This is a genomic window from Coleofasciculaceae cyanobacterium, from assembly GCA_036703275.1.
Lineage (GTDB): Bacteria > Cyanobacteriota > Cyanobacteriia > Cyanobacteriales > Xenococcaceae > Waterburya.
The window spans coordinates 12546-32138 of record DATNPK010000115.1; the positions used below are offsets into that span (position 1 = coordinate 12546).

The following is a 19593-nucleotide window of genomic DNA, read 5'->3' on the forward strand; positions in this document are numbered from 1 at the left end:
AAACTTGGACATTTGAATGTTTAGATGTTTAAATGTCTAGAGTTAAGTTGAGCAAATAAGCAAGCAATGACATCGATTAATCTTTCTCAACCGCTAAGAGTCTATGGTTATCACGGTACTAGTCAAGAAAAAGCCCAGGAAATTATTGACCGAGGTTTTAACTTGAGTACTAACGATTATGATTGGTTGGGAACGGGGGTATATTTCTTCCAAGATGCACCTATGCGTGCTTTAGCTTGGGCATCCGAAAGATATCCTGACTCACCTGCCGTAATAAGGTCAGAATTAGTCTTAGAAAACTGTATAGACTTGCTCGATATTGCCTGGAATCCGATTATTAGAGAAACTTACGGGATGTTTATCTTAGAATATCAAAAAGCCAAGATACCTTTACCTAGTCAAAATCCTCAAAGATCGAAGGCACATCGTTTAGATTGCGCTTTTTTCAATTACATAATGGAAAAGATTTTAGCGTCACAGGATGTAGCTATTGGTTCAATACGTGCTGTTTTCAATGAAGGCGATCGTATTTATCCAAATTCAGCTATATTTGATCGCTCTCATATTCAGATTTTGATTCGTGACTTATCTCTGATCGAAAAATCTTGTTTGATAGAAGAAGATAGAATAGATTAAGAAGTTGCATCATTGGTGCGAGCTTTCCATATTAATAAAGAGAAGATGATGGTAGATCCCCAAAAAGCAGCCAAGCTGATTCGTCAGCATTTTGAAGAATTAACGACAGAGCAGTTTGTCGAAAATATTTGTGATTTATCTCATGAAGCCTTTTTAGATCGAGAGAGAAAAGAGCAACAAAGAGAATTAGAAACGTTATCAGCATCATTATCAGATTCAGAAGCTTTACCTACGGAAAAGTGATAGTTGTATTTCTATGATTTTCCCAGAGAAAATTATGAGCAATTTTAACTTTGTCTGAATATTCCCGACCGCAGTATTTATCAGGTTGAACATTCAAGCATTCAAGCATTCAATTGCTTAAGTGTTAAGGCATCTAGCAAAAAAAAGCAATTGTCTCAGGGTGCGGGGAAACATCCAGTCAAAAACAAATATCCCAAGCCTCCTACTGTTCAATCAGTAAGTCCAGATAACATTTCCGACAGCTCCACTTGATCTTTCGCCCGATTGTCATCATAAATCATCAAAGTATCGATCTGACGATGACGAGAAAGTTTTTGTACCTTCCGCACATTGCCATCAGTAGCATCCAAAGCAGCCGTAATTGAACTGTGCCTAACGCGATGGGGACTCATCCGTTTGGTTATTCCTGCCTGTTTGCAGTAGCGACGCACTAGCTTATAAATCCCATCCCCAGTTATCCGATGTCCCTTATGCTGAAAATCTAGAGCCACAAACAACGGTGCTTTCTGCTTCTTGTGTTTATAGGCGGAACTCCAGTCTAGCAGGGCATTGGTCGTCGAACTACTGATGCCAATTATCTCCGTCTGCGTCCCTTTTCCCTTCCCCAGTATCTTCAATTCCCTAGCCAAAGGTTCAAAATCACCATAGTTCAATAAACTTACCTCATTCCGTCGCAGAGCATTGTCCCACAACAGTTTTAATAAAGCATAATCCCGAATCCCATTTATTTTCGTGCGATCGCAAATATCCAAAACTTGACGATATTCCTCTGGACTAATCCCGCTAGTATCCCTATATTGCTGAACTCTTTCCCCTTTAACATCCTCTAAGGTAAATCCACATATTCCCAACTTGCGCCCCATACTACAGAGAGTTTTAATCGCAGCCAGACGACGATTGACGGTAGATTCTGTCAAACCCTTCTCAAATAGCTTGGCTTTATAATTTAGTACTACTCCCACCGCAGCCGAACGTTCCAGGTGCAAAAACTCCATTACCGTATCTTTAGTCGCAGCCTTGCCCGTAGTGGCGCGAAAAAAGTCATTAAGGTCTTTAAAGTAGGCGGCTCTGGTACTGGAATTGCGTTTGTCGAGGAGGAATTGAGCTAGCACGTCAGGTTCGGTATGAGTAAAATGTCTTTCAATTTTGGCATTGAAAGAGTTTTCTAAGTGTGATGGAGTTTGGGGGTTAACTCGTTCCATTATAATCGATATCGAAAACTTCAATTTCCGATATCATGATCGGTAATATCCTTACTGTACCGTTAATTTGAATGATTTAAACTGATAACTTGAAACTAAATAAGCTTGACATTTTATTCTCAATTAGAGAACATAAAAGAGTAACTAGATTTAGTTAACCAATGTGCGTGTTATTAGTCGAAAGATTCTCCGCGATTACTGTCAATCCCATAGTTCTGCCTGTGATGCTCTTTATGACTGGTATAGAGTTGCCAGCAAAGCCCAATGGCAGAATTTAACTGAAGTACAAGCTACCTATAAAACCGCCGAAGCCGTAGGTAACTTAACTGTTTTCAATATTAAAGGTAATCGCTATCGCTTGATTGTCGATATTATCTACGAGCATCAAAGAATTTATATCAAGTATGTTTTAACTCATGCCGAATACTCTAAGGATAAATGGAAAAATGACCCTTACTATTAATCCCTCAGACTACGCCCAGTTATTAGCTAAATATCAACCCAAAGTCATCGAAACCGAAGCAGAAAACGATCGCGCCATTGAATTAGCACAAGAATTGGAACACAAAGCCCATCGCAGTAACGAGGAAGATGCGATCCTCGAACTATTAGTTACCTTGATTGAAAAATTTGAAGACGAAAATTATCCCCTGGACGAAGGGACACCTCATTCTATGCTGTTGCATCTAATGGAATCCAATAAGATCAAACAGGAAAACTTAGTCGGTGTCATAGGTTCGAGAGGTGTTGTTTCAGAAGTGGTTAATGGTAAACGCAGTATTAGTAAAGCCCAGGCAAAAGCTTTAGCCGAATTTTTCTCTGTGGATGTTGGATTGTTTATTTAGAGTTGTAAATAATAGTAGTTAAACTAATAAGTACAGAGCAAAAAGCAAAAAACTTTTTAAGTCACTATACAATCGCTAAATAATCACAAAATATTGAGTTTTGAAGGTAGAAATCGCTAGTTTGTTTGTTAAATCATTTAATAATTCTGGTGGTGGCTCAGGTATTTGTCTCTGTTGACTGCAAATTAACCAGTATTGCAGACCAATAATAGCATTATCTACTTCTTCTGAGTTTAATGACAGTAAGCTAAATCTCAATTTTTTGGCAATATCATTTAATACACTCGAATTATCTATAAATAAAGTCATTGGTAAAACAAATAGTACCGAAATATTTATTTTTTCAAACTCGTTAATCAAATTCAAAGCTAGTTGCTTAACTTTATCTTCTGCATCTTTTAAATTGGGTAAAATAACTAATGATAAACAAGCAATAATTTTTTCTATTGCTTTTGCTAAGTCATCGTATAATAAGTCATTTTTACTTTGATACAATCTATTAATACTATCTTTATGTTGATCAAACCAAGCATTTATTTTATCTGAATCGAGACGAATACTCAGATAAGATAATGTCTCTGTAAAAATAGCTAATTTGGAATCTAAATATTCATTTTTATAACTAGAATTAATTCTTAAATTAGTTAACTGATAAACTACTTTAGATAAAAAACCAAATAATATCTCATAAAGATAATTAATTTCTTCTTGAGGTAAGATAGCAATATCAATGAAACTAAGCCACTCTTTAACTAAATCTGACTTGCTTACCTGAATCAATGCCAAGAAAGACCAAGTAGGAAAAAAGGAAATAGTCCATTTAGTAGCATTGGTAATATGCTTAGAATGCCATTGTATATTGATTAAACTAAGTGGCAATCCTCCCTCTTCTAAAATACGTAAAGACTCAAAAGCTGGATGAAATTCTGGATATAAAGTCTTTGTACTGAAGCGGAAGGTTCTAGTAGTTCTTCCTGGTAAAAAACTTCTCTTATTTTCTTTATGTGCTTGGGCTTGTGGTATGGGTTTGGTAACTTCTTGTTCTAAGATTTCAAGCTCGCTGTTTGGATTACAATGATATTTCTCTAACTGTTCCCAACGTTCTAAAAATATTTCGTTTGAATTATCATCAAATTTTCTTTTATCCCATTTAATTTGTTCTTCAATTTCTTTTAATAGGCGCATAGCCCAACCCTCTTGGGATAAAAGATAGTAATTTACAATGTCAGGTTGAATACAAGAACGTATTTTATTTAATGTTTCTTTAGCTATTCTTTGTGCTTCATGTAAATTGCCAGTTTGAGCAACAATTGAAGCTCTTTTAATTTGCCAAAAGTCAGGAATAGTTGTTGATTCCCATGCCTCGACTATCGATAATACAAGATCTTGATCTAAACGATATATATAGAAAAGACACTGTTCGTAGTACCATCGAGACTGCCACTCTGAGTTTTGGCCGACTATGTTTTCTAATCTAGATAACCATAGATCGAAAAGCTCCTGTTCGTGATTATCTCTTCCTGCTCTCAACAAAGCAAAAGCCAATTCCACCCAAGCCTGTTGTATATTTTCCCATTGCCAGCCTTGTTGTTGATATTCTTTTTTATTGGGAGTAATATGAGCTTTATTCAAATCTAGCAAGTTTGGATAAGGGTTAAATTGCTCAACTACCGATACGATCTTTTTTATCCATTCATTAAATATTAGTGGTGTTAAAGTTTTTTCCAATCGCCAATTTAATTCAAAAAGCAATAGCAAATTATTGGGCGGAGATAATTGAGCCAAAAAATCAAAAATTAATGAAGTCCATTCATTTGTACTATTCCAAAGCCGATTTCTATATTTTCTTGGTAAAATAACCCATCCTTTATATTTGATATATTCTTGACGTTGCTCACTCCACAAAGCTATCAATTTGCTTAAATCTTGTTCTAGCTGAATATTATTTTGATTTGAAAAATTACCATCAAAAACTTTATAATCAACTTTTATTTTTAATTGATCAACTTCATTTTCTGCATTAGACAATGATTCTGATGGTGAAGGAATAGCAGGCAAACTCTTACTAGGTTTCCATTTCCTCTGATTCCTGGTTTGATTGTGTTTTGATAGCCAATCTGTAAGATCGGGTGGCTCTCCGTACATCAGATTCAGAAAAAACCACTCTAAAGCTTTTGAATGTCTTAAACTTCGATCTTGCCATTCTGATTTAGGAAATAAAGGCGATAAATCAATAGTAGTTACTTTTCTACTTTTAAGTATTTGTTTTTGATAACTAGAAATATTTAGCAGACCGCATAAATAAATTGGGGGACTATATTCATTTAAGTTATTTCTAACCCATTCAATCCACTTTAAAAAGTTAGGATCTTCTCCAGAAAACCCAATTAAACAGAAAGCATTCTCCATAATTGACTGCTGAACAATGTTGACAAATGGAGCAAATTTTCTGGGGTAACTTTCGTAATCTTGTTGAGTAAAAATAAATGGACGATACGACTCAAAACTTCCATGTAATTTCACTATTCTTGGTTTCATTCGACCAGGAATATCAGCAGGATTATAAATTACATCATATTTGCGCTCTAGAATAAATGTTCTTTCCAGTAAGGTATCGTAATTGGTAGTAAAAACATCTGACCACGGTAAAGATAATAAAAGCTCGTGTAATTTGCCAGGATTGTATTTTTTATCTGGAATAGACTCAACTAAAAACTGTTCTAATTTCTGTCTTCCATGAGCTTTTTCATATTCGCTAGCTAGCTCTAAGGCATCTAAGTTAGCTGAAACGACACCTAAAGGTAATTCACTACGCATCTTTTCTTCCAAGTCCCACCAAAGAGGAAAATCTGGGCTTGTAGCAGATGTTTGGTCAGCGTTACAACTAAAACCAGCACCAACCATAACTGCTGCTTGTCCAAATTCTCTCCCACACCAAAGACGTTGGCGTATTTGCTCTATATGATGCTGATCTGGAAGAAGCATTTTATCTTCAGCTATTGTTTTACACCAACAGTTCTAACTACAAAAGTATTTTATGACCAGTAAGATCTGCACAATACATAACTAGTAATGATCGAACAAGATAAAGCAGTAAATGGAGCTGTTATTAGGCGATCGCACCTTTTACAACTATGTCTATATAAGAGTCGCGCAGTTGAAATAGATTTTGGCTAACTTCCAAAGAAAGATCGCTCTACACAACAAAAAACCCAGTCACTATATAAGCAAATGGGCAGAACTATTAATCTAATATATGATCACGTTCGTTATCCTTGTCAGGCTATTCCAAAACTCCAAGTTCTCTCGGTCAGTCATTTAGACCTCCCTCGTTAAAATCTAAAAACTCAACGGAAATACTAAAAACACGGTCGCCCCAAATTCCTTTCCCTCGTTCCTCTCCGTGAAAATCGGTGGTGTGCTGCTAGTCCTTGCACTTAGAAAGACTTACGTATATTAAGTATTTGCACTCAAAAACCCTATATCTAGCGTATAGCGTCAATTCTGCTGCTCTTTTTTTGATTGACATACCACTAGAAAAAATTTGTCAAGACTATTTTAATACGCTTGAAACTTTAGATATTTCCTAAAAAATGGTCAGTATCACTCATTACATCTGCTTGGGATCACAGTTATATTCGACAATATAGCGTTTACAAAATCAAACAATATATCAAATAAATAGAAGCTCAATATAACTTAAACGAGCTTTATTGCACCTATGCAGTCAATAAAAATCAGCACGATGAAGCAGCCCGAAGTGGGTAGGCTAATTCGTTCGCTTCGACATGAGCTAAATCTGACCCAACAGCAGTTAAGTGTCGAACTAGGAGTAGTTACGCCCACAGTTAACAGATGGGAAAACGGTCATTCTCAACCGTCGCCAATGGCTCTCAAGCTAATTGAGGTAAAGCTAATTGAGTTAGGGGAACGGGGAGAGGAGTTGCTGGAGAACCTTCTAGCTAAATCAGTTAATAAAAACTGATTCACGGGCATACCAAGACAAGAACAGATTTTATCACTAACTTCTTGAACGGGTCGCTCATGGGGCTTGCACCGCTTAGTTTGGTGGAAACCCCCAAGTCCTAAAGGATTAGCTCCTAACGTCGCGTCACCGCGCCCGTCCGCTAATATTCGCGCCTCTACGCACTTAACGGCGAGTGCGTGACAGATTTTTTATGGAGAATTATTGTGGTTCAAGCTTTAAATAAATCGGGACAAATTAAATCTTTAAGCTTTACGGCTCAACAGTTTAAATCTGTTATGAGTGGTGATGAAAAAAGCCGTGTTGAAGCTCTTAAGGAACTTTTAGATTATCCGATCGCCCAGCGCGATCCACAAGGTTCTCGGTTTTGGTTTCTGCGACCAGGAGAAAACACATCAGCAGCAGCAGATACACAGCCGATCGCGGTAGGTTTTTACGACGAACTTAATTCAAAGAGCGATCGCGAAATTAAGGAATTTTTAACCAGCCCCGAACAGCAACAAGTAATTTACGGGCATTACCTCGATCGAGTTAACGAAGACCAGCCTGTAATGTATATTCTTCTGCCCAGTAAAGAAGAGACTGGCAGAGTAGCTTTAGTTTTACCAACTGAAGGAAAACTGCGTCAGCGACAAATTCAAACCTTTGAATGGAATTCGACCCAATTACTAAATAGCAGACTGCCTCGATTACACCAGGATTCATTACCGATCGCAGATAAGGCACTGGTATCTACGCCTTTAGTGGAGTGGGTTTTCTACGATTCAGTTGCGACGGCGAAAGAGTTAGCCCAGCGATTGGCGGAAGTAACAAAACAGATCGAGAAAATAATACCCGCTGTTTATGCTGCTGAATCAAGTAATGGATATTTACATCAATTATTGACCAGTTTTCAGAAAGAATTACTGCCCAATCTTAAAGTAAGTTCTACCGACGAAAAAGAATACAGTTTTGCTGATATTTACGCTCAAACCGTTGCCTATGGGTTGTTTACGGCTAGGGTATTTAGCTATGAAAGACACAAAGACGATTTCATTTCTACAGGTTTTAATCGTCAGACAGCTTGGGATTTATTACCAGAAACTAATCCGTTTCTACGACGCTTGTTTCAGGATATCTCCGAGCGATCGCCTTTGGAATTGGGTGATGAGTTAATTGAAGCAATTGTGGAAATTATCTCCTACCTTAGAGTCGCCAAGATGGAGGTTATTCTTCGGGACTTTCATCAAAAAATTGACCGAGAAGACATCGTAATTCGCTTTTATGAAGATTTTCTCAAAACTTACAAGCAAAAGATGCAAAAGCTTAGAGGAGTTTACTACACTCCTGAGCCTGTTGTGTCTTACATGGTGCGATCTGTTGATGAGTTGCTGAAGGATAAGTTTAATAAGCCGTTGGGAATAGCCGATCCAGAGGTGATGATTCTCGATCCTGCTTGTGGAACTGGAACGTTTTTACTTTGGATTTTTCAGTTAATTCACAAGCGGTTTCAGGAATCGCCAGAGGCATTGACGGTCGGGCTGGAAGATAAATCTTGGTCTGGGTATGTAAGAGAGCGATTATTACCCCGCGTTTTCGGCTTTGAGTTGTTGATGGCTCCCTATGCGATCGCTCATTTGAAGTTGGGGCTGTTTCTTGAGGAGACAGGATATCAATTTGATAGTGGAAAGCGGTTAGGTGTGTATTTGACTAATACTTTAGAGAAACCTACTAAAAAAAGTGAGTTACTACTTGAGGAGTTTATTGCGGAAGAATCTAGTCAAGCAGCAGATATCAAACAAGAAAAGCCAATCATGGTTGTAATAGGCAATCCCCCTTATTCTGTTAGCTCCGCAAATTCTAGCGAATGGATTAGTAATTTAATCAAAGATTATAAAAAAGATTTGACTGAGAAAAAGCTCAACCTAGATGATGATTTTATTAAGTTTATTAGGGCTGCTCAATGGCGAATTGACTCTACAGGTCATGGCATTGTGTCATTTATATCCAGCAATACTTTCTTGGATGGGATAACTCATCGACGAATGCGTGAAAGTTTAATGAATAGCTTTGATGATATTTGGACGCTTGACTTACATGGAAGTATCAAGAAAAAAGAAAAGTGTCCCGATGGATCGAAAGATGAAAATATCTTTGATATTCAGCAAGGTGTCTCAATTAACTTATTTGCTAAATATTTGCAATTTCGTCAAGAATCCAACATTTATCACGCAGATATGTGGGGACTTCGGGATAACAAATATCAACAACTTAAAAAGTCATCTATATGCAGCACTTCGTGGAATGATATAGTTCCAAAAAAAAACTATTTTTTCTTTTGCCACAAAGACTTTTCACTATCAAATGAATACAATCAAGCAATATCAGTAGTTGAAATTTTCTCTCGTTATGTCTCAGGTATTCAAACGAAGAGAGATTCTGTGGCTATTGCATATTCCAAGGAAGAAATAATTAAAACCCTACAAGATTTACTGGAATTAGAATGTGAAGAATTCAGAAGGAAATATAATGTTGGAAGTGATGGAACTGATTGGTCTATTTTCTCTGCAAAACAAAATGTAAAAGACTTCCGCCCACATTGCGATTATATTACTGGCATTACTTATCGCCCATTCGACAATAGATATACATGGTTTACTAATCGTTCGAGAGCCTTTCTGGGAAGACCAAGATATGAAATTATGCAAAATTTAATAGATACGAATCTTGCCTTAATTTTTGAACGCTGTCCTCCTGAACAACATAACTACTCATTTGTTACTAATCAGATTACTGATTTGCATTCTCTTGGCACAGCATATTGCAATGCTTATACAGCCCCTTTATATTTTTATTCTGACTCCGATGACATTCAAAAGTCAATTCTGAAAAACAAGCGTAATCCCAATCTCTCTCAGGATTTCCTTGACGACATAACTGAAAAACTTGACTACCTTCCAACAACAGAAGCGATTTTTTACTACATTTACGCTGTCCTTCATTCTCCCACTTACCGCGATCGCTACGCCGAATTCCTTAAAATCGACTTCCCCCGCGTCCCTCTCACCAGTAACGACAAACTCTTTCGCCAACTAGCAGACTACGGCGAACAGTTAGTTCAACTTCACTTGATGACATCTCCCAAACTCGACGACCTTATTACTGAGTTTGTAGAAGGAACAGGAGAACGTACAGTCGCACCAGCACACCCCAAATACCAAAACGGTACAGTCCAAATCAACAAAAACGGCGACAAGTTTACTGGAGTTCCTGAAGAAGTTTGGAATTTTTATGTTGGTGGTTATCAACCTTGTCAAAAATGGCTCAAGGATCGCAAAGGTCGCACTCTGAGCGATGAAGATATTCTGCATTATCAAAAAATTGTTGTTTCTCTCAAAGAAACGATTGAATTAATGACAAAAATTGACCAAGCTATTCCTAATTTTCCTATTCAATAAACTTCATCATGAGTACCAACATCCAATAAAACTATGAGTGTTTCACCGCTTTCTTCATCTGTTTCAATAGCAAAGACAATACGACAGTCATATCCACAAGAACAAGATAATAAACCTGATAATTTTCCTTCTAGCTTATGAGTACCCAGAGATGGATTAAATATTTCATTAGACAACTCGGCAATTGTTTCCTCAATCCGTGCTTGCAACTGTGTATTACGGCGGGCAAATTTGCGGAATGCTCTCTTAAATTTACTAGAGACAATTATTTTGCTCATTCGTCAGACTGGAGAGATTCTCGAAGAGATGCGATCGCTTCATTGGCAGTTTGCGCCTTTAGCTTACCCGCTCTAAATTCAGCAAGAGTTGCTGCTGCATCGGTCGCAATTTCATCCCTGCGTCGCTCTATCATCCGACGTTGTAGGATTTGGATCAACATTTCTTGCTGTTCCAGTGGCAAATCCATTGCTTCATCCAAAACTTTATCTAGGCTCATCATTACATCTACTTAAAACTGTACCTGCTATTAATCATAACAGTATCAATATCAAAGAATTGCTTTTAAGAAAAAATCAAATCAACTTCAGAAAATTTTCTTGAATAATTTTAGATTTTGGATGACTTATAAAAATCAAAGAATTTAAAAACAAAATATTATTATTAGACAATCTTTTATGCTAGAAACTGTCATCTCCGACCTAATCCGTAAACAACGCCCTTACTACCTACTTCAAGGAAATCCCATTAAAGGAGTTGACAATCAATACTGGCTAGTTTTTCAACACCGCGATGCTGATAATCTCCTCAAAAATATTGTCAGTTTCCTAAGTTTCCAAACACACTCTACCTATAAATTAATTCGGATAGATCTCAATACTGCTCATATATTTGAATACATCCCCAAACAAGAAGGCAATCTGCCTAATGCTACTCTATTACGCACTAGCAAACTAACAGTTATCGAACAATTTATCCAGTTAGAAAATGCAGTTAAAGAAGAAGCATTACTAGCAGGAAGTTTTTTAGAATTAGAAACCAAAATTCGTCGCCGTCGCCGATTTAATTTACCAGATGATATTGACAAATATCACCAATTTATCACTGCTTATTTAGAACGCACTAAATTCTATCGTCGCTCTACTGCTTACTTTGAAAGTGGCGTACTGAAACTCTACTCTGAACCCCTGCAAAACATTGTTAAAAATGAAGGGGAAATCCGCCTGTTGATGGATTGGCAAGGGTTTACTAATAATCGAGATCTCAAAGAATTACAGAAACTACACGACTCAGAATATCGAACCGAATACATTCGTCGTACCCTCCAAGAATTCCTTGCAGGTTTAGAAGATAGCTCTTTCTCTAGCACTGAAATTCTCGCCGAACTAGTGAGATTGGGTACTCTGAAGATCAAGCTAGTCAAGATGGAAGAAAGACGGGCTATCTATCACAAGAAAACTGGTATCTTGAGCGATCGCCTGGACAACCATATTCTCCATGAAGGCTCGGATAACTTTACTCGCGCTGCCCATTCGAGGAATGCTGAGAGCGTTACCTTCCTCTATTATTCAGACCCTATAGACTTAGACGCTATCAAAGAAAGCATCATTGAATTTGATGAGGAATGGCAAGACAAAGAACTAACCTTTGACCTCAGCCAAGAATTTTTAGCGCAAATAATCGCCGAACGCGATCGCCGTATCCAGTTAAAGCAACCAGTTATTGAATCTATTACTCCTGACGAGTTCCCCAATGGAGAAATCACTCCAGTTGAAATTACAGGCAGTAACCTAGACCAAGTTGAAACCATTGAAGTTGCCGATGATGAATTAGTTAAAGTTACCATCGATAGTCGAGAACCAGAACGCATTATCGGTCAAGTTGAAGTATATCCCGATCATCCATCAACTTCGCTGAAGAATTTCAGAGTTAAAGCCACTACAGGAACATATAACATAACTCCAGAAAAGCCCGTTTCTGTAAGCTCAGACCTAATTATTCCCGACTTTCCCGAAATTGAAGGCTTTAAGCAAGCCGTAGCCCTGATTTTGGCAGGAAAACACGGGCAACCTCAAGACTTCCTCTACTGGCTGGCAATGGAACGTCCTCACCTACTTCGAGTCCAACAGAGCGACACACTAGATGAATTTGTCTACCAAGGGATTTTATTCGAGCATCAAAAATCAGGCGCGCAGCACTGTCTTAGAGTCATGCAGGATTTTGGCGTAGCGGTTTGTGCTGATGCTGTGGGATTGGGAAAAACCAGATTAGCTGCTGCGGTGGCTAAACTCTATCGTAATGAAAAAGGTCAAGCTAAGGTTGCCATTATTGCTGCCAAAAAGTTATTTCCTAACTGGGAAAGGGAAATGACCGAACTTGGCTTTAAAGGGGGCGATTATGAACTTTATAATAAAAACTTGATGAGTCTCAAAGGCAACCGATTTCTAGATGACTTTAATCGCTATGGTGGTGCAGATCTGATCGTTATTGATGAAGCTCACGAAGGCATTCGCAATTATCGAAATCGCATTCATCAAATTTGTTTGCAGATTCAACAGAGCGATCGCACCTCTGAAAGAGAAAGACATTTTCTACTGCTGACAGCTACTCCTTGGAACAACCGCCGCGAGGATATCTATAATATTCTCTCCCCATTTCTTTCTCGTCCAGAAGGATTCCAAGATTTAGATTTTCCCCCAGAAGTAGCATTGTGGTTCGAGCGTCGAGATGCAGGAGTCGAAAACTTTACCGACAATACCAATTTATTTCGACGCACCTATCGAGAGTTATTTCTCCAACGCACCAGACAGATGCTTAGAGAAGCTACTCCAGATCTCAATCTCTATGCCAAACGAGTAGCTCAATGGTTGCCCGTAGTATTTGAATCAGATACAGAGCAAGCATTAGACCAAATCTTCACTCAGTTTGAAACTAACCTCTATATTCCTTCGGCTGACCCGATACGTTATCTCAAGGGCAGTACCGAACAGCGATCGCTTCTCGCCAACCAGCGTCGCTTTTTCCTACAACGGGCTGAGTCGAGTATGTATGCACTGGGTCGCACGATTAAGAACTTTAGCGATCGCATTGCTTTGGTTAAATACAGATTAGCAATGGTTTCTCCTGATGCAGATGGACTCAAAGAATTCTTGTTGCTGCATTACGAATTTGTGTCTAAGAAAAAAGATAAATCATTAGATGTCTTAGATCTAAGCGATGACTGGGATGAAGATTATTTAGAAGATGAAGAAGACGAAGACGAGGAAGAAACCAATGAGAAGAAAGAGGAAAAACGTCAACAGCTACGCAAATCCATAGATCTTGCTACCAATGCTCTGCGAGAAGATCCAGCTATAGCCAAACAAATTTACTACCAAATTATGGCTGACTGTGACAGCGACTTAGCTCAACTCAAACAGATTCAAAAACTACTAGCGGATGAATTTGTCAAAGACCACAAACGCGAACAAGTTACCCAGAAAGTCAGAGAAATCGTTAGTCAGGGTCATAAAGTTCTCTTGATTTCGACCTTTTCAGATACGGTAATAGATTACTACCGCTACATGGCAAAAGATAATGCGATCGCCGACTGTGGGATTGGCATGGTGATTGGTTCTAATAAACTTTACTACAACAGCGATTTAGACTATCCAATCAAAGTTAGTCCTAATAATGCGGTCAAAGGAACTAATCAAAAACCTGGATTAAAGCGACAGCAAATATTTCGCTTGTTTGCCCCTGCTGCTACTTGTAGAAATCCTACCGAACGTCCACAGCCAGAAGAAGAGATCTCAGTTTTAATCGGTTCAGAAACTCTCTCAGTCGGTCAAAATCTTCAAGATGCCGATTACTTGATTAACATCGATTTGCCTTGGAATCCAATGATCCTAGAGCAGCGTATTGGTCGCATTGACCGTCCCAAGCAACATCGAGTTGAGAATATTTATATTTACTACGCCAATAGCGAAAGTCAATTACTCAGACAAGCCAGTCGTCTATCTAATCTAAACAAAAAACTGGTCGGCGATCTAGTTGAAGAAAGTGGCGCAATTCGCAACATTGAGCGAATCGATACTCTAGGAGCTTCAATCTATGGCGATACTCTCTTTGATGATGAAATTTTGCCTGGATATATCGATTTCATTCACAGTTTAACTAAAGCCCGATCCTTGGAGCAAAGCAGTTTACAAGAAGATACTTATCAGAAACAGGAAACTAACCGCGACCTCTACACTCAAAATGAAATCTTGCATAGCGAAGAACTCAGAAAACTAATTGAGGAATTAGGATTCGATTACCAAGCCAATCCCATTGCTGTCGGACATCGTACCAACGACCCCAATGAACCTACTTATCTTGTGGCACTGACCTTGGAATACTTCGGACCAAATGGCGAACCGATTCCCGACCAAAAACAAACAATTTACTGGAACGATCTCGCACAAGAAAATGATGGCTACGGAATAGCGGTTTCTTCAGCATTTAAAACCCCAGCAGCAGGTGAGGTAGTTTCGGCAAAAAAAATCCTAACTATTACTCATTCTTTGTACGAACAACTGGTGAAACTCAAGCAACAGCGTTATTCCGAATTAGAACAACCAGAAACTTTAGAAAACATCAACTTAACTTCTGAGCGGATTAGTAAAATCCAGAAGCGAATTATGGCAATGGATAGTTTTCCGTCTGGAATCAACCGTAAAACCGTCAAAGATACTTTGAAGAAACTTAATTCTGGAAAGGAGCAAAAGAAAGTCCAAAAACTGCTGCGAGATTGCACCGATGGCGATAAAAGTCAGCTAAACGATGGTGAGTTTATCGAGCAGCTAGTTAATGACACAGAGATTCTTAATTTACTAAATCTTGAAGGGATTAAACCTACCAGCTTGAAAGCTTCTTTATCAGCTTTGCTTTTGAGAACGGAAGTAAAGTAGCAATATGCCCTAAAGGATTCCCTAAAGGGTACACCTTCGGATAAGCTTCGCGTCACAATTAATGGTGGTGCAACTTTTTTGTGTTTAGAGGTTTAATCCGAACTCATATTTATTGATGAATAGCCCAATCACTAAGTCATGCATTTCTTCAGTCTTAGAAAAGCAAATTGTCCTTCTTTGTAACCTTTTAATTCTCGTCCTTAATCGAATATGTTTTTGTTCTATTCTTTGAGTTTTCTTTTTACCAATTTCATGTTTATCTTCAGGCAAATGTCTTCGATATGCTCCCAATCCATCTGTACAATAATGCTTGATTCCGAAAGGTTCTAATAGTTTCTTGAGTTTGAGAAATACCTCATCTTTTCGACGACCAAATACATAAGCTAAGACTTGTCCTGTCAGTCTATCAATGGCATGCCATAACCACCTTTGATTCTTCTTTTTGCCTACAAAGCTCCATATGCGAAGCGGTATCCTTTAGGACATTTCGTCTAATTCTGTATCTTCAATCCCTTTTACTGATGTGGAATTTGCAACATTACCCGCATTTGCGATCGGGTTTTCAAAAAGTTTTAAAATCGCCAACTAATTTAAAACCTGAACTTGCGTTTAAATTAGTTAGTTTGGGTTTAGTTAATGTAGAAAGAGATAAAGCAACTGTCAGTTGTGGTCTATATCTAAAATACTTTAGCTTAACTATGGTTTCAGAATACTGATTTACGTCCTATAACTCCACCTATAGGATCTACAAATTTCTGTTTCAAACAGGTTGGACTTCGCCAAAATCATCGCCCCTCAAAATAGAAAAGTACCGTTTGAGCTTTTGCTTCAGTTCAGAATTGAATTTTGAAAGAAGATTTTTATCCGAGTTTAGCCAATTTTCATCTGTATCCATGCCTCCCCCTGATGTATAAACATTCTCTTTATTGGGGGGTGTGGATACGATATCTACAGGGGGGTCAATGCCATATTGCACCTGCATCATAGCTTGATGCTCCCTGTTCTTTTCTTGCTGTTCGAGTTCTCTTTTCGCCTTCTCTTCTCGCTGCTTGATTCGGTACTGCAAAACTTCAATCGCAAAAATAGTATCCTCTTTTGCTAAGGAGTAATATCTAACTTGTTCTCCTCGCTTGCCCTTCTTGTTTGAAACCGTCTTTAGTCCCAACTGACCGATTAATACTCCCACCAACCACATTGGTTTACAGTTTTCGGGAACAGTAAGATTCAAGATAGCTTTAAGATGAACTCTAGAGGCATTAGCAGCTTCGGCAATTTTCTTTACATCAGGGTCAGCAGCACAGATTTCCTCTCCTGACATCAAGCGAGTAACTAACTTAGGTAAACCCAAATTATAACGAGCCAGCCATAAACTTGAGTAATTATGCCAGTCCATACACAAAGGTAAATTATCCCTTTCCTTCAAATCTTTATCGCTTACTATTTGGGGAGGTGCGGGATATTCTCGATTAGTTTCGGGGTCAACAATTTTATCTTCTGAGTTAGCTAAAAGAGATTCCAAAGCTATAAATTGACCGATTAAACTACCTTGTTTATCCTTTTTAACTAACTCATCCGTAACAGCCATGCCGTAATCGCGCTTAATGCGATATTTTTCACATTCAACAATTTCCTCTGGCTCAAGATAATCTTTAGCTTGACGGCTTAAATATTCCTGTTTGCTAATATCGGTGGCATTAACTACTGCTAGTTGATGAACATTATTTAAATAACGTCCAGCTTCGAGCATTTTGTTTTTAATTTTTACATCACCTTCTGACTCTTTGATAGTAATTTTATAAGCCATCTCTTCGAGTAAAATCAGAAGATCGTCCCGCAGATTATTAATCGAATAGTTCCGTTGAGCTTCAATTTCACAATAAGCATTTAACGCCCAATCCTTTTCCGCTCCTCTTTGACCACTTTTCTTATTAATACGAATTAAAAAAGCTGTCATTTGATTGAGTTGCAGCATACTTTCTTTAATCTTTTCGGCATTAGTTTCTTTGTAGCCAAAAGGAGGGCGGGGAGCGACCCAAATATGCAAAGGTACTTGATGACGGTAACGATGGAGAGCCTGACAGCATTCAGTAGCCGATTGAGATACAGCATGGAAAGCACCAAAGACTGCATCAAAGTGATAGTCGCAGATATCAACTCCCGTACCCAAACTGGGAGAAGCTAAAAGAGCATCGACGTTTTTTACTTCAGTAGAGATATCTTTGATAAATGCCTTGTTCGCACTACTACCGCTATTATCAGCGTGAATTGACCAGATACGTAGTTTGCTACCATTTTGAGAGTTAACCCCTGTTCCTGGCTCAAATAACGCGCGCTCCTCGTCAACAGAGACTGTCATCATAGCTTCTAACTTTTTGATGAACTTTTTCGAGTCAGAAACCACCATGATTTTCTGTCCCATCATCAAGGCAATGGAAATTTTAGCGACTAAGGCACTGCTGTCTTTGTCTTCGTAGAAAAATACTTCTCTTCCAGCCTGTTTGTACTCGTTCTTGATGATGAAAGGAACTTCTCCCTCTGGGCGCATAGCGCGAAAGAAGTCTACGGTGACATCGTTCATGTGTGCGTCGGCTAAAACAACTAGCTTGGCTTTGCCGATGATATATTCCAAAACCTCAAGGATTTCCGCCCGATGTTCTTTACAGGTCTTGCTGTGAAGCAGGTGAGCGAGATTCTGACAGGCTTCGTCAACGAACACGCAATCGTATTCGTTGAACTGAGTTTGCAGCTTGTAGAGGCTATCTACAGTAATGGAAAGACTTAGTGCCTTAGCCAATTGACCCTGAGAGATTTCCGAGTACATCTGGGTGAATAATCGCTCGGAGAGATTCTTCATCAGATTGACTCGATGACCGACATTAAGAAATCTCGCACGAGGATGCTCTCTACGAAGTTTTGCTAGCAATTCCGTCTTACCAGTTCCCATTCCACTTTCTATCGCTATTAGACCCTGTTCTGGGAGTCTGAGGGCATCGCTGAGGTATTGGGTGTTGAGTAGAACGTTAGCAGGATATTTTTTACTCAGTCCCCAGGTTTTTTTTCGAGACTTCCTGAGATAGTCTTTGAGGGTTAAAGCGCGGTCTAGAATTTTGGCAATGAGAGACAAAGCTCGTTTGCCGTTGGCAGTTACAAAATCATCAACCCCTTTTTCTGAACCTTCAGGCAAAGATGCGATGGAACAGGATGCCCCCGCAGCTTCGATTACTTTTCCAGTCAGAACGCTTGCTAGATGAACTGCATGGCGAGTGCTGGGCTTTTCATCGTTGTCGAAGAGGATAATAAATTTGCGCCCCGAACTTACCATCGGCACAAGATCTGGATGCAGATAATCTATGCCAGTCTCTTGGTTTTTGACTCGACCCATCCAAATACCAGGAAGGGCGATCGCTACAAAACCAAGAGAAAGCAGACAAGCAGCTTTTTTTTCTCCTTCGGTGAGGAGGATGGGTATTTCGGGATGTTTTGCTACCCACGACCAAAAGCAATAGTCATCTCTTGGTTCGGGATCTGGTTGTAAGGATAATTGCAGATTAGCTGGGAGAAAAGGAGCGGGTTTGACTCCACCTCTAAGGCAATCTGAGAGGGAACGTTTTTGTCCTGTGGAGGTTAGGGAATAGCCCTTGGAGCTTGGTGGATTTTTATCGGCTAGTCTCAGAGACAGAGGAGAACGATAGCGAGAAATGCGGTAACGCTTGGCTACTTTGTCCCAGATGTGATTCGGAACGTCAAAGTAGGTGGGGTGACTCTCGCTTTTTGGCGGAGACTCGTATTTGATTGTTTTTCCATCCCCGTCAATACGGGGAAGATCTGGTTTAAATCGTCCGTAGTCCCATTTCTGCCAGTTGTTCTGGGGGTCTAAGCCAGAAATCCAATAGCCACCAGTTTCGGTGTGAGCATAGCGATGTAGCCATTTGTCTCGCACTCGACCATCGTTACGACGTTCGGAATTGGGTAGGAAGCAGAAAAGGTGGTTCTGGGGTTCTGTACCAGAGAGCGAAAGTAGGTTGAGAGCGGTTAGGCGATCGTCAACTGAACTTTCGCGCCACTCTGTTAGGTGATTGGGTTGGATCGAATCAGAAGAATTGTTTTCAGCATTATCAAAAGCTTTTTTCTCTGACATAAAGCTCTTTATCCTTCGTGTGGTGGAGTTCGCGCTTTATCATGCCAGATTAATTAAAACGGTTTTTGAAAACGGATTAGTCTTATCAGACTAATTAAGGAGTGTACTCAAACCTGAAATCATTGATATATATAGGTTTCAAAAACGAGTCGTCCTGGGATACTAGAGGTTTCGTCCTG

General features: G+C 39.0%; 13 protein-coding genes. 8 read left to right on the forward strand and 5 right to left on the reverse strand.

Annotation, left to right across the window (positions count from 1 at the left end; genetic code table 11):
• The first annotated feature begins 66 nt into the window (after nt 1–66).
• Both V6C71_27215 and V6C71_27220 read left to right on the forward strand, forming a co-directional pair.
• Nucleotides 67–636: a hypothetical protein gene (locus V6C71_27215; GenBank protein HEY9772153.1), complete on the forward strand. Its 570-nt coding sequence runs from the start codon at nt 67–69 to the stop codon at nt 634–636.
• Nucleotides 637–681: 45 nt separating this feature from the next.
• Complete coding sequence (locus tag V6C71_27220) at nt 682–879, forward strand: hypothetical protein (GenBank protein HEY9772154.1); 198 nt, start codon at nt 682–684, stop codon at nt 877–879.
• Between the two features lie 209 nt (nt 880–1088).
• Here V6C71_27220 and V6C71_27225 read toward each other — a convergent pair whose 3' ends face one another.
• On the reverse strand, nt 1089–2081 hold the full coding sequence (locus V6C71_27225; GenBank protein HEY9772155.1) for a tyrosine-type recombinase/integrase: 993 nt from the start codon (nt 2079–2081) through the stop codon (nt 1089–1091).
• Between the two features lie 163 nt (nt 2082–2244).
• Here V6C71_27225 and V6C71_27230 point away from each other — a divergent pair, with 163 nt between their 5' ends.
• Both V6C71_27230 and V6C71_27235 read left to right on the forward strand, forming a co-directional pair.
• Nucleotides 2245–2544 carry a type II toxin-antitoxin system HigB family toxin gene (locus V6C71_27230; GenBank protein ID HEY9772156.1) on the forward strand — a complete coding sequence of 100 codons (300 nt, stop codon included), beginning with the start codon at nt 2245–2247 and terminating at the stop codon, nt 2542–2544.
• Nucleotides 2528–2926, forward strand: coding sequence for a transcriptional regulator (locus V6C71_27235; GenBank protein HEY9772157.1), 399 nt, complete (start codon nt 2528–2530; stop codon nt 2924–2926). The genes V6C71_27230 and V6C71_27235 overlap by 17 nt, the downstream gene beginning before the upstream one ends.
• A 75-nt stretch (nt 2927–3001) precedes the next feature.
• On the opposite strand, the gene V6C71_27240 is transcribed toward V6C71_27235, so the two are convergent.
• A complete protein-coding gene (locus V6C71_27240) occupies nt 3002–5911 on the reverse strand; it encodes an SIR2 family protein (protein ID HEY9772158.1) in 2910 nt (969 codons plus the stop codon).
• Between the two features lie 736 nt (nt 5912–6647).
• On the opposite strand from V6C71_27240, the gene V6C71_27245 reads away from it, so the two are divergent.
• Both V6C71_27245 and V6C71_27250 read left to right on the forward strand, forming a co-directional pair.
• Nucleotides 6648–6911: a helix-turn-helix transcriptional regulator gene (locus V6C71_27245; protein ID HEY9772159.1), complete on the forward strand. Its 264-nt coding sequence runs from the start codon at nt 6648–6650 to the stop codon at nt 6909–6911.
• A 206-nt stretch (nt 6912–7117) separates the two neighbouring features.
• Complete coding sequence (locus tag V6C71_27250; GenBank protein HEY9772160.1) at nt 7118–10348, forward strand: type ISP restriction/modification enzyme; 3231 nt, start codon at nt 7118–7120, stop codon at nt 10346–10348.
• Here V6C71_27250 and V6C71_27255 read toward each other — a convergent pair.
• Together V6C71_27255 and V6C71_27260 are read right to left on the reverse strand one after the other, a co-directional pair.
• Nucleotides 10342–10626 (reverse strand): type II toxin-antitoxin system YafQ family toxin, encoded by a 285-nt coding sequence (locus V6C71_27255; GenBank protein ID HEY9772161.1) that lies wholly within the window; start codon nt 10624–10626, stop codon nt 10342–10344. The two genes, V6C71_27250 and V6C71_27255, sit on opposite strands and share 7 nt — an antisense overlap.
• Nucleotides 10623–10847 (reverse strand): hypothetical protein, encoded by a 225-nt coding sequence (locus tag V6C71_27260; GenBank protein HEY9772162.1) that lies wholly within the window; start codon nt 10845–10847, stop codon nt 10623–10625. Before V6C71_27260 ends, V6C71_27255 begins: the two co-directional genes overlap by 4 nt.
• A 175-nt stretch (nt 10848–11022) precedes the next feature.
• On the opposite strand from V6C71_27260, the gene V6C71_27265 reads away from it, so the two are divergent.
• Entirely contained in the window at nt 11023–15276 is a 4254-nt protein-coding gene (locus V6C71_27265; protein HEY9772163.1) for a helicase-related protein, read from the forward strand.
• Between the two features lie 521 nt (nt 15277–15797).
• Complete coding sequence (locus V6C71_27270) at nt 15798–15992, forward strand: AAA-like domain-containing protein (GenBank protein ID HEY9772164.1); 195 nt, start codon at nt 15798–15800, stop codon at nt 15990–15992.
• A 44-nt stretch (nt 15993–16036) separates the two neighbouring features.
• Here the strand turns inward: V6C71_27270 and V6C71_27275 are convergent, their stop codons facing one another.
• Nucleotides 16037–19414 (reverse strand): plasmid replication protein, CyRepA1 family, encoded by a 3378-nt coding sequence (locus V6C71_27275; GenBank protein HEY9772165.1) that lies wholly within the window; start codon nt 19412–19414, stop codon nt 16037–16039.
• Nucleotides 19415–19593 lie beyond the last annotated feature (179 nt).

Coding starts and splice junctions, on each gene's coding strand:
- V6C71_27215 (HEY9772153.1), top strand. CDS start 67: ATGACATCGATTAATCTTTCTCAACCGCTAAGAGTCTATGGTTATCAC.
- V6C71_27220 (HEY9772154.1), top strand. CDS start 682: ATGATGGTAGATCCCCAAAAAGCAGCCAAGCTGATTCGTCAGCATTTT.
- V6C71_27225 (HEY9772155.1), bottom strand. CDS start 2,081: ATGGAACGAGTTAACCCCCAAACTCCATCACACTTAGAAAACTCTTTC.
- V6C71_27235 (HEY9772157.1), top strand. CDS start 2,528: ATGACCCTTACTATTAATCCCTCAGACTACGCCCAGTTATTAGCTAAA.
- V6C71_27240 (HEY9772158.1), bottom strand. CDS start 5,911: ATGCTTCTTCCAGATCAGCATCATATAGAGCAAATACGCCAACGTCTT.
- V6C71_27245 (HEY9772159.1), top strand. CDS start 6,648: ATGCAGTCAATAAAAATCAGCACGATGAAGCAGCCCGAAGTGGGTAGG.
- V6C71_27255 (HEY9772161.1), bottom strand. CDS start 10,626: ATGAGCAAAATAATTGTCTCTAGTAAATTTAAGAGAGCATTCCGCAAA.
- V6C71_27260 (HEY9772162.1), bottom strand. CDS start 10,847: ATGATGAGCCTAGATAAAGTTTTGGATGAAGCAATGGATTTGCCACTG.
- V6C71_27265 (HEY9772163.1), top strand. CDS start 11,023: ATGCTAGAAACTGTCATCTCCGACCTAATCCGTAAACAACGCCCTTAC.
- V6C71_27270 (HEY9772164.1), top strand. CDS start 15,798: ATGTGGAATTTGCAACATTACCCGCATTTGCGATCGGGTTTTCAAAAA.
- V6C71_27275 (HEY9772165.1), bottom strand. CDS start 19,414: ATGTCAGAGAAAAAAGCTTTTGATAATGCTGAAAACAATTCTTCTGAT.